At 66.0% G+C, this 16,020-nt stretch carries 18 protein-coding genes and 1 tRNA gene; 7 read left to right on the top strand and 12 right to left on the bottom strand.

Annotated elements, in window-relative coordinates:
* Positions 1–75: 75 nt before the first annotated feature.
* The 3 genes from P0L94_15800 to P0L94_15790 form a co-directional block, all read right to left on the bottom strand.
* The gene (locus P0L94_15800; protein WES63918.1) at positions 76–3,054 is read right to left on the bottom strand and encodes a type III restriction-modification system endonuclease; all 2,979 of its coding nucleotides are present in this window, start codon (positions 3,052–3,054) and stop codon (positions 76–78) included.
* A gap of 1 nt (position 3,055) precedes the next feature.
* Positions 3,056–4,840, bottom strand: coding sequence for a DNA methyltransferase (locus P0L94_15795; GenBank protein ID WES63917.1), 1,785 nt, complete (start codon positions 4,838–4,840; stop codon positions 3,056–3,058).
* 345 nt (positions 4,841–5,185) lie between these two features.
* Positions 5,186–6,106 carry a hypothetical protein gene (locus P0L94_15790; GenBank protein ID WES63916.1) on the bottom strand — a complete coding sequence of 307 codons (921 nt, stop codon included), beginning with the start codon at positions 6,104–6,106 and terminating at the stop codon, positions 5,186–5,188.
* Between the two features lie 349 nt (positions 6,107–6,455).
* On the opposite strand from P0L94_15790, the gene P0L94_15785 reads away from it, so the two are divergent.
* Positions 6,456–6,668 (top strand): hypothetical protein, encoded by a 213-nt coding sequence (locus tag P0L94_15785; GenBank protein ID WES63915.1) that lies wholly within the window; start codon positions 6,456–6,458, stop codon positions 6,666–6,668.
* A gap of 54 nt (positions 6,669–6,722) precedes the next feature.
* On the opposite strand, the gene P0L94_15780 is transcribed toward P0L94_15785, so the two are convergent.
* Positions 6,723–6,920, bottom strand: a complete 198-nt coding sequence (locus P0L94_15780) for a hypothetical protein (protein ID WES63914.1) — start codon at positions 6,918–6,920, stop codon at positions 6,723–6,725.
* Positions 6,921–7,034: 114 nt separating this feature from the next.
* Between P0L94_15780 and P0L94_15775 the strand changes: the two genes are divergently transcribed.
* From P0L94_15775 to P0L94_15765, 3 genes are all read left to right on the top strand, one after another.
* Positions 7,035–7,217 carry a hypothetical protein gene (locus tag P0L94_15775; protein ID WES63913.1) on the top strand — a complete coding sequence of 61 codons (183 nt, stop codon included), beginning with the start codon at positions 7,035–7,037 and terminating at the stop codon, positions 7,215–7,217.
* 292 nt (positions 7,218–7,509) lie between these two features.
* Positions 7,510–8,508 carry a zeta toxin family protein gene (locus P0L94_15770; GenBank protein WES63912.1) on the top strand — a complete coding sequence of 333 codons (999 nt, stop codon included), beginning with the start codon at positions 7,510–7,512 and terminating at the stop codon, positions 8,506–8,508.
* A complete protein-coding gene (locus P0L94_15765) occupies positions 8,505–9,050 on the top strand; it encodes a recombinase family protein (protein ID WES63911.1) in 546 nt (181 codons plus the stop codon). Before P0L94_15770 ends, P0L94_15765 begins: the two co-directional genes overlap by 4 nt.
* A 170-nt stretch (positions 9,051–9,220) precedes the next feature.
* Here the strand turns inward: P0L94_15765 and P0L94_15760 are convergent, their stop codons facing one another.
* From P0L94_15760 to P0L94_15740, 5 genes are read right to left on the bottom strand one after another with little or no spacing between them, the layout of a single operon-like run.
* A complete protein-coding gene (locus P0L94_15760; GenBank protein WES63910.1) occupies positions 9,221–9,502 on the bottom strand; it encodes a hypothetical protein in 282 nt (93 codons plus the stop codon).
* Positions 9,499–10,548, bottom strand: coding sequence for a hypothetical protein (locus tag P0L94_15755; GenBank protein ID WES63909.1), 1,050 nt, complete (start codon positions 10,546–10,548; stop codon positions 9,499–9,501). Before P0L94_15755 ends, P0L94_15760 begins: the two co-directional genes overlap by 4 nt.
* 3 nt (positions 10,549–10,551) lie before the next feature.
* Positions 10,552–11,010 (bottom strand): hypothetical protein, encoded by a 459-nt coding sequence (locus P0L94_15750; protein WES63908.1) that lies wholly within the window; start codon positions 11,008–11,010, stop codon positions 10,552–10,554.
* Positions 11,007–11,273 (bottom strand): glutaredoxin family protein, encoded by a 267-nt coding sequence (locus P0L94_15745; GenBank protein WES63907.1) that lies wholly within the window; start codon positions 11,271–11,273, stop codon positions 11,007–11,009. Before P0L94_15745 ends, P0L94_15750 begins: the two co-directional genes overlap by 4 nt.
* A complete protein-coding gene (locus tag P0L94_15740; GenBank protein ID WES63906.1) occupies positions 11,270–11,554 on the bottom strand; it encodes a helix-turn-helix domain-containing protein in 285 nt (94 codons plus the stop codon). Before P0L94_15740 ends, P0L94_15745 begins: the two co-directional genes overlap by 4 nt.
* A 111-nt stretch (positions 11,555–11,665) precedes the next feature.
* On the opposite strand from P0L94_15740, the gene P0L94_15735 reads away from it, so the two are divergent.
* Both P0L94_15735 and P0L94_15730 read left to right on the top strand, forming a co-directional pair.
* Positions 11,666–12,268: a hypothetical protein gene (locus P0L94_15735; GenBank protein ID WES63905.1), complete on the top strand. Its 603-nt coding sequence runs from the start codon at positions 11,666–11,668 to the stop codon at positions 12,266–12,268.
* Entirely contained in the window at positions 12,261–13,367 is a 1,107-nt protein-coding gene (locus P0L94_15730) for a tyrosine-type recombinase/integrase (protein WES63904.1), read from the top strand. Before P0L94_15735 ends, P0L94_15730 begins: the two co-directional genes overlap by 8 nt.
* A 193-nt stretch (positions 13,368–13,560) precedes the next feature.
* Here the strand turns inward: P0L94_15730 and P0L94_15725 are convergent.
* The 3 genes from P0L94_15725 to P0L94_15715 form a co-directional block, all read right to left on the bottom strand.
* Positions 13,561–13,651 (bottom strand) — tRNA-Ser (locus tag P0L94_15725).
* Between the two features lie 54 nt (positions 13,652–13,705).
* Positions 13,706–14,167: a pyridoxamine 5'-phosphate oxidase family protein gene (locus tag P0L94_15720; protein ID WES63903.1), complete on the bottom strand. Its 462-nt coding sequence runs from the start codon at positions 14,165–14,167 to the stop codon at positions 13,706–13,708.
* Positions 14,168–14,201: 34 nt separating this feature from the next.
* Positions 14,202–14,951, bottom strand: coding sequence for an SDR family oxidoreductase (locus P0L94_15715; protein WES63902.1), 750 nt, complete (start codon positions 14,949–14,951; stop codon positions 14,202–14,204).
* 180 nt (positions 14,952–15,131) lie between these two features.
* Between P0L94_15715 and P0L94_15710 the strand changes: the two genes are divergently transcribed.
* Positions 15,132–15,950, top strand: a complete 819-nt coding sequence (locus P0L94_15710) for a universal stress protein (GenBank protein ID WES63901.1) — start codon at positions 15,132–15,134, stop codon at positions 15,948–15,950.
* The last annotated feature ends 70 nt before the right edge of the window (positions 15,951–16,020 follow it).

Raw genomic sequence — 16,020 nt, 5'->3', positions numbered from 1 at the left:
AGTAGCTCCGACCGCTGACGTGGCTCGTCGCGCCGGGAACCTCGTCGAGAAGAGCACCGACGTGTTCCTGTCCTACTAGCCGGACATCGCCAGCAGCTGCTTGATCATTGCGGCGATCTCGTCCCGCTTGACCTGCGGCTGGAAGGTGACGTCGAACGACTCCGAGCTCATGGATTCGAAGAACCGCTTCGCCGCCGTCATTTTGAGTTGCTCGCTCTCGCGCATGTCCGAGGTCTTCTCGACGTCCTTCGTCTCGACGACGAAGTTCAGCGAGAGCCTGCCGTCCTCGCGCTTGAGCACGTACATGAAGTCCGGGCTCGTGGTGCCGCCGAAGTAGAGCGGGACCTTGACCGACTTGCGGGGGATCTTGCCGAACACGATCACCTCGGTGAGCTTCGAGTCGCGAATCGTGTCGTGTTCCTTGGGCGAGTCGTAGACGAACGCGTCGTAGAGGAACTTGTCCGGGACAGCTGCCTTGTCATCTCGGTGGATACCGATGTTGCCCTGGACGATGCTCTCGAGCGGTGCGCCGTCGGCGTCCGTGAGCGGGGTGCTGCCGAGCACGCCGTCGATGCGCAAGTAGGAGAACCGCTCGAGGAAGGTCTTCTCCATCCACTCCGTGAACTGGGCGACGAACTCGCCGAGTGTCGCCCTGTTGAAGAAATCACTCGGAAGCGGCTTCTTCACGTTCCTGCGCACAAGGCCGGCGTGTACCCGGTCGATCGGAAGGGCGGTCTGCGAATGAACGAGCTTGAGCCACTCGCCATAGGGGACCGTCTCAGTCGCGTCGAAGACGTCCTTCGTCTCCGTGTGGACCTCGAGTGCGGACTCCTCACCCTGGACGACGACGTCCTGCGCGAAACGCCCAAACGTCTGTCGGTACACATCGGCCTCGAGCACAGCGTGGACGCAGGAGTCGATCTCCTCCCGCGAAAGGTCATCGAGCCGGAGGTAGTACTTCGCGTTGATCGTCTCCCAGAGCTCCTTGAGCTCGGCATACCGCTCGGGGCGGATCCCGACCTTGATCTTCTGGTCGCCCTTCACGATCTTGTCCGGCTTCAGACCGGTCGTGTTGAACGCGGGGTAGGCGGCGTAGAGGTCGTCGTCGCGACCGGGCGCGACGTTCTTGTCGGTGTCGATCAGGCCAGCCTGCAAGAGCTCGATGAAAAGCTCGGTTTCGGTCTTCCCCAACTCAACGGCGACCCTAGGCAGCAGCTCCTTGACCGGAGCGGGGCCCGTGGCCGCGTCGGAGTTGATCTCGTCGACGAGCTTGTCGGCGAACGAGCGCTCGGTGTAGTCGATCAGGTAGGTCAGGTAGAACTGTTCGCCGGACAGGCGGGAGCCCTTCGCGTCGACCGGCAGGCGCAGTCCGCGACCGACCTCCTGGAGTTTCGAGATCTCAGAGCCCGAGGAGCGCAGCTTCACGATCTGGAAGACATTTGGGTTGTCCCAGCCCTCGCGGAGGGTCCACTTCGAGAAGAGGAAGCGCCGCGTATTCGCGGAGCCATCGGCGCCGTTGAATGAGAGCAACGCCTCCTTGTTGCGGAGGATGTCGTCGACCTCAGCCTGGATCGCGTCGTCGGCCGTTGAGTTGTCCGCCGCGAAGTAACCGCCGTTCGTTCCCGGGACGTCTGCGAGAGACGCCTGGAGATAGGCGATGTACTCCTGAGCCACGGGCGAATGGTCGTCCTTTCGCTTGTCGATCTCGGCGGCGAGACGCGAAGCGAGCAGCTCCTCGAAGCGCAGGCGCAGGTGCCCGCTGGTGTCGTCGCTTCCGCGGTAGGACTCGATCGAATCGATGAAGAACAGCGTCAGCGTCTTCACCTTGGTCGCGCGGCGGAAGTTCTCCCACTCGACCTCGAAATGGTTCTTCAGCGCCTGGTCCATCATCAGGGTCTGATACGTGTCCGAATAGACCTTGGCCGCGAGGATGTCGCCGGTCGCGAGGACCTGACCGTTCGAGAGCGTGACGCCGGACTTGATGACCGGATGGTCAGGCTTGCCGATCGACTCGACTGTGATGCCAGCGAACCCCCCGTCCGCGATCGAGAGCGACTCGCCCAGGTCGAGGGTCAGGGGCTTGCCCGTGTCGAGGTTCTGGAAGGTCGCCTGCTTGGGCTTTCGTGCCGACAGGCTCGTCAGCTTCAGGCGAGTGGTCTCGCCGGTCGCATCCACCGGGTACTGGAGCTGGACGCCCTTGACGAGCTGCTCGTTGAACGCCTCGACAGCGCCAAGGTTGAAGACGAGGTTGTTGTAGTCCGTCCTTCCGGTCTTGTCGATCTTCGGGAAGGTCGCGCCGAAGCGGAAGATGGCCAGGGGTTGGAGCTCGTCGACGATCGCCTGGTACGCCTTGTTCTCGCGACGGAAGCGGTGGGGCTCGTCCATGATCACAATGGGACGGGTCGCCCGCAGAGCCTCGTACGGCACGCTCGCCGTGCCGAGCACCGTCTGGTCGTAGTCCGTGGACATTGTTGCCCTAGACAGCAGCATGCCGTCGGTCATTAGCAACGCAGAGATCCGACCCCGCGCGAGGCGCGAACCGTGGGCGAAACTGGCGATGGCACTCGGGAACATCTTGCGCCCCTTGGAGCGCTTCTGGGGGTCGAGCACATCCAACTGGAGGCTCAGGCGACCTTTGTACGCATCGGCGAAGTACTTGCGTGCGTACTCTGACTGCATGAATGCTCTGGTGCCCTCTTTGATCGGCGTCGAAGGCACCAGGACAATGAACTTCGTGAAGCCGTAGAGCCGATTGAGCTCGTACATCAGCTGCGTGTAGACCAGCGTCTTTCCTGTACCGGTCTCCATCTTGGCGTCGACGCCGAGCACACCGTCGTCGACGCGGCCTCGCCAACCGCGCGGGATCGCGTCGATGCCATCAAGGACGCCGGACTGGATCTCGGCGACGTTCTGGGCGATCAGAGGATCAGCCAGGTCAAATGAGATGTTGGCCTCGGGTGGCGTGCTGGGGTCCAGCTCGACGTCGTGAAGTACGCGGGTGAGGGCTGCGAGAGCGCGCTGCTGGTGTTCCAGCGTCTGGAGGCGGATCTGCATGTCAGAACCGCTCGATCACGGTGAGGTTGCGTCCCGACTTGAGCGACTTCAGGTTCTGCTTCAGTTCGTGCATCACAGAGAACGTCACCGAGTAGCCGAAGACCACCAGGCGGCCCAGGTCGAGCTCGTCCTTCTCGAGCTTGGTCACGAGAGCGAGGAGATCATCGCTCGTCAGTCCGGGCTGAATGACGTAGCCGGAGTCGCCGCAGACGCGGAGCTCGTATGTGTTGAGCTGGACGGCCCGGACGTCGGGCGTCAGACCGAAGCCGTCCTGGAGGAGCCAGGTCGAGAGGGCGACCTCGTCGCCGGGCGTCCCGTTGAGGTCGAACTTCGACACGAAGTCACCGGCGAACAGCGCATCGTTCGCACTCGGGTCGAAGGACTGCAGCTCGTCAAGTGTCTTCTCGCTCGGCTCTTCGAGGCGGAAGAGACGGAACCCGTAGTCGATGTCGGCGCTCGTCGTCTTCTCGATGCGCGCGGCCGCCTTGGCGGCTCGGGCGCGGCCGATCTCGTCGATGTGCTTGTAGCCTGCGGCGTACGCAGCCTTCGAGTACCGGTTCGATGACGGATCGACCGGCTCGTGGAGCTGGACGAGGATCATGCGGCGCGAGCCACCGTCCTCGGCATTGACTGCCATCACGGCTTCGGCAGTGGTCGCGGAGCCGGAAAAGAAGTCCAGCACCAGGGAATCCGGGCGGGTCGAGACTCGGACCAGATGCGAGATGAGCTTTACCGGCTTGGGGTTCTTGAAGAAGGTCTTGCCGTCGAACAGGCTGGCCATGTCCGTGCTGCCGGTACGCGAGCGGCCGAACCGCTCATCTACAAGCAGGGACCGAGGCTTGCCGGCGTCCTTTTCGTAGTTCTTCGTGTAGGCGTGGCCATTCTCGAAGACGAGCTCAGACATGCGCTCCGCCACGGTGTCCTTCGACCACCGCCAGATGGCGTTAGGGCTCTCCGGGTCCTTGTGTTCGAGGTAGTACTCCGCGCCGTCAGGGCCGACGAGCACGTAATCCATCGACTCCGAATAGGTGAGATTCTGCTTGTCAAGCCGCTCGAGCGAGTAGCGGCCATTCTCGTCGGAGCGGTTGTAGGAAGTGGTGGCCGATGCGAGCGGGTCCATACCAAGAGCCGCAGCTTCGGCATTCCGCGCATACGCGAGCACGTACTCGTGATCAACCGCCACCTGACCCGAGTCATTGGCCCCGCCCGACTTGCTCTTCCAGATCAGGTTCGCGATCACGTTCTGCTCGCCGAAGACTTCATCGCAGAGCGCCTTCAGGTTCGGCTGCTCGTTGTCATCGATGCTGATGAAGATCACTCCGTCGTCCGCGAGCAGCAGCTTCGCGAGTTCGAGGCGCGGGTACATGAATGTCAGCCATGCGGAGTGCGACGACTTGCCCTGCAAGTCGATGATCCTCTTCGCTTCGTCCTCACCGAGGCCGATCTTCTCGACGAGCTGCTTGGCGGTGAACCCGAAGTCGTCGACGTAGACGAAGCCATCCGACCCGGTGTTGTAGGGCGGGTCGATGTAGATGCACTTCACCTGCCCGCCGTATGACCCGATCAAGTGCTTCAACGCGTCGAGGTTGTCGCCGACGATGTAGAGGTTCTCGGACGAGGCGTTCGCAGGTTCAGTGTTGTGCTTGAGGTCAGGCACCACGACTGTCTCGGTCTTCGTCGAGGTCAGGTACTTGGCGTACGACTTCCCGAGGAACTTGAGCTCGTATCCCTCGCGCGTCAGGCTCACCTCGCCAGCGCGGAGCGCAGTCTGAAGGCGATCGAGCATGAAGCCGCCGTCCTTATCGAAGTACTCCGGCAGGGCGGCGCGGAGCCGCGTGATCTCGAAGTCGTTCGGGGTCGTGGTCTCGTTCGCCTCGTGAGCGTCCCTGATCATAAACAGTTCTTTCCTTGCTAGAAGCCATACGACTTTCGACCGACTTCACGACTGCTTCGAGCGCGACAACGGCGTCCCTCATCCTAGTGAGGAGGTGCAACTGCGAGACCCAGATCCACCGGGTCGTAGTTGTCGCCAAGGTTTGAAGGCGGCAGCGACAATCACCGCAGCACCCACCCGTGCGACAGCGCGCCACGCCCGCTTGGCCGCGCGGGCCGCATCAGGGATCGGTGAGAGTCATCCACCCAGCAGCGGAATCAGCGCAACAGCTTGCGCGCTGAGTAGCCCGCCAAGGGCACCCGAAGCCGTATCGCCGAGGAAAGAACCGAGCGCGGTGAGCGCCCGCTTGGCCCGCGAAGGAGAATCAGTCTCGACCGCATTACGTGCATCCGCAACGAGAGCCGCGACCGCCGTGCTCATGTCAGCGGGCAGTGTTGCGAGTGCCTGTTCAATCGCATCGAGCACCGCCGTCGATTTGGCAGCCCACTCGCTGTCAACGATGAGTACCTGGCTGGATCCATGACTGGCATTCGCGACATTCGCATTGCCGTGCACCGTGGTGTTGAAATACTGCAACGCTGGCTGATCCGGCTCATCGTGAACCGACCGATCCTTCTCGATGACCAACCTCCCGCGTGCGGTGAGCCGCGGCTGTGCGGGCGCCGGGTACGAGAAACGTCCTTCGCCCTCGATGAAGCCGCCGTCCTTCAGCCGTACGCCGGCTTTGAGCAACTCCTGATCTGTATAGGGCACGCCGTGGAAGCCCGGCGACGTCGCCATGAAATCGCTGACGGTCGGATTCAGGCCCCGCTGTTCTGTCTGCACATAGAGCCACCTGAGGTACGCGTCCTGGAGCTCCCGAATCCGCAGCACTGGCTCCGAGCGCATCAGATCGAACTGCATCGCCACATCCTTGCCGCTCGGCTCGAGGAACACAGTGTTCAGCCCGTCGCCGCCTCGGAAGCCGATGACAAAGTGCCGATCGCACAGGATCTGCAATTCGTCCTCGAGGGAGTCTCGATCGATGTTCAGGACACCCTCAAGATGCCGCTCGAGGTCATCGGTGGCCACCCCCTCTCCAGTCTTGCCGTCGGCAACCTGGTAGACGGCCAGGAGGACGCGCATGCGGCGAGCGTCGCTGAGGGTGAGTTCGGTCACGGAATCAGCGTACGAGCGAGCGCCGACATGAGCCCGCTCGGCGATGACCGTTCGATCGAACTGGTCGGTCGAGCGATGGTAAGGCCTGCCGCCCGCACGCCGCGGACCCTCAACGCGCACCGCCCGGATACGGATCGGCTGAGCGTAGACAACCACGCTCGGGTCCGCCCGACCCGAGATCGCACACCGCGCTCCGATGTCGGGGGGAGCAGCGCGCAGCCCAGGGTCCACGTCCCCCGCGCCCGCTACGGTTGAGGTACGGCCGGAGAGAGGGATTCTGGCTGTGGAGAACAGGCGTGAGTGGCATCCGATACTTGCCGCCGTCGAGGGACCGCCTGGGGTGTGGCGGATGGTCGACCCGCAGGGCCACGAGTACGGGCGCGTCGAGATTCGGCGGGTCATGAACGGCGCCGACGTCCGCTACAAGGCAATCTGGCGCGGCGACGTGCTCGGATGGGCGACAACACTCCGGGAGGCCTGCGAACGCATCCATATGGCGTTCATCAGGTCCCACGGCCCGCAGGGCGGGGCGGTCGCGAACTGGGGCAAGCCCGGCGGCTAGAGTCGCTTCGTCGAGCCTGACTGGCGCGGCGAGCGCTAGCGATCCGCAGATCCGTCACGGCGTGGGTCCGACACTTGTAGCGGCCGGGCCGTTGTCCCTGAACTGTCCGAGGTTATCGATGGCCCACTCGCGAGGGGCGAATAGGACACAGCCTCCGTCGTCGATGATGCGCGCTGCTTCGAGAGCTTCCTCACCCCTGAGCCCGTGCGCGACAACGTAGCCGAGCGCGTCGAAGTCGGCTTCGCGGGTCATGATGCAACTGTGGCACCGGCCGCCGACGAGACAAGGGGTGCGTCGTCGGCGTTTGGTGCGGGCGCCGGTCACTAGGCTTGGGGAACTTGACCGAGCGACACGGGGGATATCGCGTTGGACAATGACTACGGCTGGGTGGCGGGATTCGGCATTGCGGGGATCCTGATCGCCTTCGTCCTCTACGTGGGGGTGATCGCGCTCACCCTCTGGGTGTTCTATCTGATCATCCGGACGGCAGTGAAGAACGGGATTCTGAAGGCCGACGAAGAGCGCGCCCGGCGCAGGTACCCGAGCTGACAGCGGCACCTCTCGCGGCTGACCCTCGCTCGGTACACTCGCCATGGGAGGCCGGAATGACTGGGAGGGCCGCCGCGTGGCACGCGTCTGATGTCGCGTCGTTCGACGTGGCTGTGGAGTTGTCCCATGCCCTGACGGCTCATCTGCTGAAGCACGCTGCCGGCTCTGGAGTCGACCCGACAGACGAGATCATCGCGCGTCGCAGAGCGGTTGAGACAGCGGACCCTCGCGACTCGGCGGCGGTGCAGGCTCTCACTGCGTCGATCGCCGATCGCATCGCGGAGCTCGAGTCGTGAGCTCCTCAACGGCGATCGACCTGACATTCGATCAGCGTGTCGCCCCGATCGTCTTCGCGTCGTCGACAGCCAGCGAGGAGGCACCTGCGATCACGGTTGTGGCCGGCCAGCCCGGAGCAGGCAAGTCAGCTGCCGTCCCCGCCCTCGTGCGCGAAGCCGCAGATCCGCCGGCGGTCGTCAGCGCCGAGGGTCTGGCGGCGTTTCACCCGGACTACCTCGAGCAGCGACGATGGCGGCCACTCGAAGCGCAGAGCGCGATGGCCCCACTCGTCGCCGAGTGGCTCTCGCAGTCCTTGGACTTCGCTCGTGAGCATCGCCGCTCGCTCGTCCTCGAGGGCTCGTTCAGCAACCCGGCGGGGGTGTTCGGCACGGTCGATGCCTTCGCTGCCGAAGGCTTCTCGACCCGCGTCGTCGTGGTCTCCGCCCGTCGTTCCGAGAGCCTTCTGACCTCGGCATCCCGCTATTTTGAAGCGCGTCGGCGCGGTGCGCCAGCGTTGTTCACCGATCGCGACTCTCACGAGCGCGGCTGGGTGGGCGCGCAGGATCTCGTCCGGGAGGCGGAAGCGACCACACCGGTCGACCAGCTGACGATTCTCGGACGCGGAGGTCAGGTGCTGTTCGACGCGATCCGCAGCGAGGGCTTCGCCGGCGCGGCCGCGGCCATCGCCGCGTCGGAGAGCGCACCGGTGACGACGTTGCAGGCGGCGGAGTGGTTCGGTGAGCTGCGACGCGTCACCGAGTACGCGCGCGACGCACGCGAGCTCACCCCACCCGTTGCGAACGTGCTCGTGGACTTACACGAACTCGCACTGAATGAAGTGCTGCCCCACATGCAGGTGCGGCGACAGTCGTCGTTCTACATCGAGCAGGAGGCTCGCCTGAGCCGCGAGCTGGTGAGTCTGCGCCGCGACGCGGCTGTCGCCGTCGCACCGTCGATGCAGCCGGCGCCGGTCTTCGTGCCGCCCGCCCCGTCGCCGCGCGGTCCATCGCTGTGAGCGACATCGTCGGCTACTCCCGCCTGAGCTCTGCCCCCGCGCGCGACGAGATCGAGGCACAACTCCACGCCGCCGGGGCGGCTCAGGTGCTCTGGGAGCAGCCCGCCCCGTCCGCAACGGTTCTCGAGTCCGTGATCGCATCAGCTTCGCGAGGGGACACGATCGTCGTCGTCGCGAGCGATCACCTGTCGCCGAGCGTGGACCACTTCGTCCGGACGATCGGGGTGCTGGACGAGAGCGGCATCCGCTTACGTTCTCTCGCTGAGCCGGCTCTCAGCACGGACAGCGCGCCTGCACCTCCTGGTGAGGTCCTGCGCGCGCTCGAGGGCCTCCGTCGTCGCCTGATCGCAGCTCAGACGGCGACGCTCACGAAGGCGGCATCCGCTCCGCGACGACCGGGGCGGCCCTCGGTGATGACCGATGAGAAGCTCGCGATGGCGCTCGAGCTGCGACGTCAGAATCGGTCGATCGCACAGATCGCCCGCGTCGTCGGTGTCAGCGCGAGTGCTGTGCGTCGCGCCATCGGGCCCCCGCGGTCTTGATCCCACTCCTCCGCTTCCCGAACAATCAGCGGCCCGTGCGCACGGAGGCTGCGCAGTGCCGGGGTCGCCGGCGTAGCGGAGCGAGCGCAGAGAGTGAGCATGCGCCGGCGATCCGGAACGGAGCAGACGGAGTGCGCGACAATCGGGCTGGTCGGGAGCGGGCTACCGCGTCAGGTGCGTGCGAGCGTGGTGACCTCACGAATGAACGCCTGACGGTCGATCGTGGGGTCGGTGATGGCTGCACGAACGCGCTCTCGGAGCGCGGCGAGTTCGAGCGGGTCGAGGCCGTGCACTGGCTGGATGGCCCAGTCGATGTCTTCGTCGACGCGATAGCCCGGTTCGACGTCCGCCTTGTCGGCGTAGTACGTGAAGGCGGCGACGGCGACCCGATAGATGACCTCGTCGGTCTGACGCTCGTCGATCCCCGGCTCCGTGCTGTCCATGCTGGTCATCTTGATACACCTTTCATCTCGGGTTCTGAAGCCGGTGGCACGACAGCGGCCGGGGTGTTGTTCCCGCGTCGCGGCTCGTACCGGAGTTGGTCGTTGATCGCGCGGGCGATGGCATCCAGGCGCGCCTCTTCCTCGGCATCCGCCCTGCGGCGCTCCTCAGCGGCGATGGCGCGGTCCCGTTCACGTCGCCTGCTCGCAGAGAGCGGCCGGTTCGGGTTATCGGACGTCCGGTAGGTCGCCGCGGCACGGGCCCGTGCGCTCGCGCGTGCCCACCGGGCGAGGTCTGCTCGACTCGTCTTGACGTTGTGCCGGATCGCGTCCAGTTCCTCGCCGGTGCGTGGGCGGGTGAAGAACGCGTCGGCGGCGCGCATGTTGGCCGCTCGTTCGCCCGCTTTCACCCGGTGGATGCGCTGGGGTGGGAGTCCGACTTCCTTGCGGCGCTTCTCTCTCGCTCGCCACTGCCGCTGCTTCTCGAGCTGCTTCTCGCGATTGGCCCAGTAGTACGCGCGCCGGCGCTCGCGGACCTCGTCTCCGTGCTCGGCATAGTACCGTTCTGCGGCGGCACGCTTGGGTTCGGGGTTGTCGCGGTGCTTGGCGCGAAGCTTCGCGTTCTGTTCTTCCTTGTGCGAATCCCGCCAGCGCTTGTTACGCTGCTTCTTCGCCTCGCGGTACCCCTCGGGGTCTGCGGCCCGCTGGGCTGCGCGACGCTCGCGCTGATAGTCGCGATGAGTCTCCGGATCGGCGGCGTATCGCTCGCGTCCCTTCACCCGACGCCGCTCCGCCGCTGCCGCGGCCCGACGCACCCTTGCCGCCTTCGCCCGCTCGCGCTCTCGATTCTCCTTGCGGACTTGCTCGAGGTGCGCGGCGCGGAAACGGTCGCGGTACTCCTTGACCTTCTCGGGATGCTCCGCCTTCCAGCGCCGGTTCCGCTCGCGCACCTTCTCCGGGTGCTTCTCCCGGTACCGCCTGCGACGCTCGCGTTCCCGCTCGCGCCGCTCCTCGTCGCTCAGTCGCGGCCTCTTGGGCTGGGCGTCGTCGTCGGCCATGGCTCAGCCCAACCCGAGTCCAGGCTCACGTCCGGGAATGTAGAGGTCGTCGAGAAGGGACGCGGCCGGCGCGAATCGATCTCGCGGCGTGCGCGGCGGCGCGAGTGGGAAGTGCATGTTCGTGGCTCGCGAGCGCCCCGCCGGACGGTACTCGTCGAGCACACGGCAGTCGGGATCATCGACCACCCAATGGCAGCGACTCCCCCACCAGATCGTGAGCTCGAGCTCGGCTTCCTCACGAGATCCGGCGAAGACGCCGACCACATGCCCATCGACAAGCTGAGCCGTGCGCCACGCGTGCGCACCGGGCTGCACACCCCGCCGCCCGAGTTCTTCATCGACCAGCTCGCGCCGTCTCGCGCACTCGTCGTCAGTCGCGCGGTCGCCGACGATCGGCACCTCGTGGCGGATCCGCTCGGCCGCCTCTCCGAGCGACACTTCGACCTCGTGCGCGTCGCTCATGATGCCGCCTCGAGCCGGGAGGCCAGCCTCGCTACGAGATCGGGACGGAATCCGGCCCAGTGGTGCTGGGGCTCGTCGTCGACGACCACGACGGGGGCTTCGGTGTACCCGAGCTCTTCGGTGAGGTAGTCGCGCACCGCCGATGCGCGCGCTTCCGTGACGTCGACGACCGAGAAGCGGATGCCGGCAGCCGCGAGGCTCCGGCACGTGAGCCGGCAGCGCTGACAGGTCGGCCCCGTGGAGTACACGGTGACGGAGGTCATCGCCGTTCACTCCCCAGCCCGGCGATGGTCGGATTGCACTGGTGTTCGCACGCCTTCTTGAAGTCCTCGATGGACTGGCGCCGGTAGCGAACCTGCCGACCGATCTTGAGGAAGTTCGGGCCACGGTCGTAGTAGCGCCAGATCGCGAGCGTGTTCGGCGTGACGCCGAGGTCTTTCGCGACCTGCGCGGGCCTCAGCAGCTCGTTCGGATCGACGTGCTCGTCGAGCTCGTGCTCGTCGTCGGCAGTCAACACGGCCGGTTTCGTCAGTTCGCCCATCATGTTCCTCCTTTGCGTGTCCACACCAGGGTTTGACATGAGTAGAGCATTTATTCATACTTATCGTCAAGAGGCATTCTGCGAATGCGTGACGCGGTCTGACACACTGAGGAGGTGAAGGTCGACGTGAAAACCCTCGACGGGCAGGACATGTCGTGGCAGCACGCCACGACCCCGGTGGGATCCGCGTTGCGCATCGCGCCATCGTTCGTCGCCACAGCGGTCGACGATGAAGCCGGTCTCGAGACTGCGGTCGAGGCGCACTACGTTGCCGAGCACGGCCGCTACATCGTCTCTGCCGTCACGAACCGCGCGACGCGGCCCGACGTCGAAGTGAACAACCTCGCGCTCCGCCAGGTGCCGATCCAGGCGATCATGCAGGGAGCTGCAGTCCAGTGCATCGCCCTGACGCTGGATGACGAGGCCGACCCGACGGCGACGTGGACGACGGTGTCCGCCCTGAGCAGCGCGGAGGGCCGCATCATCCCGACGTGGCTCGCGGACGAGGTCGTGAAGCGGGGCAACAAGGCCGAACGCATGGAAGCGATCGAGATCCTCTACGGGAGCGCGGCTCTGGCGGGGCTCCCGCCGGTCAAAGCGGTCCAGCATGAGCTGGGCGTGCCGCACCGCACAGCATCCGATTGGATCAAGAAGGCACGCGCAGAAGGGCGCCTGGAGGGGATGACCTACATCGTCGGCCGCCAGGCGGATGGGTAGCGTCCACACCTACTCCACAGCCGAAGGGAAGCGCTACCTCGTCCGATATCGCAAGCCCGACAACAGCCAAGCAGCGAAGCGCGGCTTCCGGACGAAGCGCGAAGCGGAGGAGTATCTCGCCTCCATCAGCGTGTCCATCACGTCGGGCGCCTATGTCGACCCAACGGATGCCAGGATCACAGTCTCTCAGCTTGGGCAGGATTGGCTCCTCGAACAGAAGGCAGTGCTCAAGCCGTCGTCAATGCACCCACTCGAATCCGCTTGGCGCGTGCGAGTCCAGCCGAAATGGGGCGACTGGCCGGTTGGCGAGATCCGCCACAGCGATGTGAGGCGATGGATCGTCGATCTCTCATCGGACCTCGGCCCAACCTCTGTGATTCGCGCACACGGCATCCTGGCAGGCATCCTCGATGTCGCACTCCGCGACCGGCGACTGTCGGACAACCCTGCTCGAGGAATCCGCCTGCCCAAGAAGCGGCCGAAGAACCGCGTCTACCTGAGTCATACGGAAGTCCGCGAACTCGCCGACAGATCGATATACCCGGAGCTGATCTACGTCCTCGCCTACACCGGCCTCCGGTGGGGAGAGGCAACCGCGCTCCGCGTCCGCGACGTCCAGCCGGATCGCCGGCGACTCACGGTCTACGAGAACGCCGTGATTGTGAACGGCACAATTCATGTCGGCTCACCGAAGACGCACCGAAGTCGATCAGTGCCATACCCGGAGTTCCTCGACGGGATGTTCCGCAGCCTTGCCAGCGGCAAGTCCATCGATGAGCTGCTCTTCGGCAACGGCACCGAACACATGAAGCTCCCCAACTCGAAGGCGGGCTGGTTCGCGGGCGCGGTTCGCCGCACCCGCGCGGACTTCCCGGAGTTCCCTCACGTCACGCCGCACGACCTTCGCCACACGGCGGCCAGCCTCGCCATCAGCGCCGGCGCCAACGTCAAGGCCGTGCAGCGGATGCTCGGCCACGCCTCGGCCGTGATGACGCTTGACACCTACGCTGACCTGTTCGACGACGACCTGAACGCGGTGTCGACGGCGATGCACAAGGCGCGCATCAAGTCCTTGAAGAAGCAGCGCGACCGCGACTGATCAGGGCCGCCCGACACAGGGCCCCAGGGCGTGTCTGCCCGACCGGTAGGAAGCCGGCGTCGGCGCGCTCGCGGCCGTCGAAGAGGAGGCGTGGGAACACCCCCGTTCCCAATCTGTTCCCACGAGGCCCTTCCGAGCATGACGAAAGCCCCCGACTTCCGCGTGATTCCGCGGGTTTCGGGGGCTTCCAGGCTGGCGGTGACGGTGGGATTTGAACCCACGGTAGGGGGTTACCCTACACAACTTTTCGAGAGTTGCACCTTCGGCCGCTCGGACACGTCACCGCCGTCCAGTTTACGACAGACGGTGCTGAGCGCGAAATCGGGCCGGCTGCGCCCCTACAGGTCGCTGCTGCGCCCGTAGACCTCCGACCGTTCAGCCGGCTCGGGGAAGTCCGTGCGGAACCGGCGCCCTGAAATCCGCAGCGGCGTCACGACGCAGAAGTCGTTCTTGGGCGACGGTGCCAGGGTGACGAGATCGAGGACCCCGGATGCCTCGATCTCGTCGTCACTGTCGAGTCGGCGCGCGGTGCCGCGGATGACGACGCTCCAGCGCCAGGGAGGGTCCGCACCGTCCATCTCGAACGCGACGCGATCGTCGGCGGCGACCTCCTTCATCTTGGCGCCGCCGCCCGACCGGAAGTAGATCCTCCCGTCATGGACGAGCGTGTTGACCGGGAAGATGTCCGGGCCGCCGTCCGCACCGATCACCGCCAGCCGTCCGACCGGGCGCTCCCCCAGCAGCCGCCAGCATTCGTCCTCGCGCAACGGCTCGATGCTGTGCGCAGGGAGTTCATGCATCGGCTGCGCCGGTTCGGGGGCTGCGGCGCACATGTCACACCGCCGCCCACCCGCCGTCCACGGGAAGAATCGCTCCGGACACGTTCGAGGCGTCGTCGCTCAGCAGCCACACGATGGCGGCGGCCAGCTCCTCGGGTTGCGCGGTCCGCGGCAGGATGCCGGGCGCGAAGAACGGCCCAAGCCGCTCCATGCCGTACACCGTGTGCGGCGTCGCGTCGACGTTCGTGGCGACACCGCCCGGAGAGACCGCGTTGCAGCGGATCCCCTTCGGCGTGTAGAAGAAGGCGGTGCTTTTGGTGAATCCGTTCACCGCGTGCTTCGAGGTCGTGTAGGCCGTGCCGGCCGCCGATGCGCGATGCCCCGCTTCGGAGCTCACATTGACGATCGAGCCCTTTCCGGCTGCGAGCATCGGTGCGAGCACGGCACGTGTGAGCCTCATCATGGCGGTGAGATTCACTCCCATGACCCGCTCCCACATGTCGTCCTGGAGTTCGGCGGTCGGCACGAAGCCGTCCATGATGCCGGCGACGTTCGCCAGTCCGTCGATCGTGTCCCCGGCCGCTTCGACGGCGGCCGTGACGACGGCGCTGTCCGTGAGGTCCCCCGTGACCGTCACGACAGCGCCGCCTAGCTCTGCGGCGAGCGCGTCAAGCCGCTCCTGCGAGATGTCGACCGCGACGACGCGGCCGCCCTCTTCGACGATCCGTTCCACCGTCGCGCGGCCGATGCCCGAGCCTCCGCCGGTGACGATGACGGTGCGGCCGTCGAAGCGCTTGCTGCTCATGGTGAGTCCTTTCTCACTGTCTCGATTCCACGCCGGGGGCACCCCCGGCACAAGGGCACAAGGTCCCACGCACGCGTATTCGCGCACGCGTCCGCCCGTGCGGGACCTTCGGCCCTGAAGTCGCGGTCCCGGCATCCGTACCTTCGAATCACACGCAGGAATCCCGGAAGAGGAGGAGCCATGACCCACATCGTCCTCGGCTACGACGGCAGCACCGGTTCGCGCACGGCACTCGACTGGGTCGCGGTGCGGGCGGCGCGTGACAACGCCCGCGTCGAGCTGATCACGGTGACGAACATGGTCACCTCGCACTACGAGAACACCGAGCGCGAGTTGGCGCGGGCCGAGCGCCTGCTGCACGATCTCGCGCCGAACGTGCACGTCGAATCGCACCGCATCGACGGACGGATGCCGACCACGCTGCTCAAGGACGCGCGCAGCGCCGACCTGCTCGTGGTCGGTCTGCACCAGCAGCGCCCGCTGCGCGCTGCGCTGACCGGCTGGATGCCGCAACGATTGAGCGCCCGCGCCCACGGTCCGGTCGCCCTGATCCCCGAAGGCTGGACACTTGTCGACGGCCCGGTCGTGGTGGGCGTCGACGACGACCCGTCGTCGGACGAGGCGCTGATGTTCGCCGCCGGCGAGGCGCAGGCGACCCTCAGCCCGCTGCGCATCGTGCACGCGTGGTCGATGCCGGTGCCGACGCTCGAAGGCTCCAGCGCGCTGCTGGCCTCCCCGCTCCAGGTCAAGGAGAACCACCGCAAGATCCTGCGCGACGCCCTGCACCGGGTGCAGGACGCCTACCCGACCCTCACGATCGAAGAGGCCCTCGTCGCCGACAACCCACCGGCCGCGCTGCTGCACCGGTCGATGGACGCATCGCTGGTCGTGATCGGCACGCACCGGCGCGGCGTGATGGCCGGCGGCTTCTTCGGATCGGTGGCGCAGGACGTGCTCGGCCAGATCCGCTGCCCCGTCGCGATCGTGCCGAACGACTGAGCACGCCGGGCGCCCGCCCCCGGCATCCGCCCCCTCTCGCCTAGAATCGCGGCAGACGGGAGGCGTTCTG

Origin of the sequence: Microbacter sp. GSS18 (assembly GCA_029319145.1) — a bacterium.
Taxonomy (GTDB): domain Bacteria; phylum Actinomycetota; class Actinomycetes; order Actinomycetales; family Microbacteriaceae; genus Microbacterium.
The sequence above is the reverse complement of the archived record's forward strand: the minus strand, read 5'-3'. Positions and strand labels throughout refer to the sequence as shown.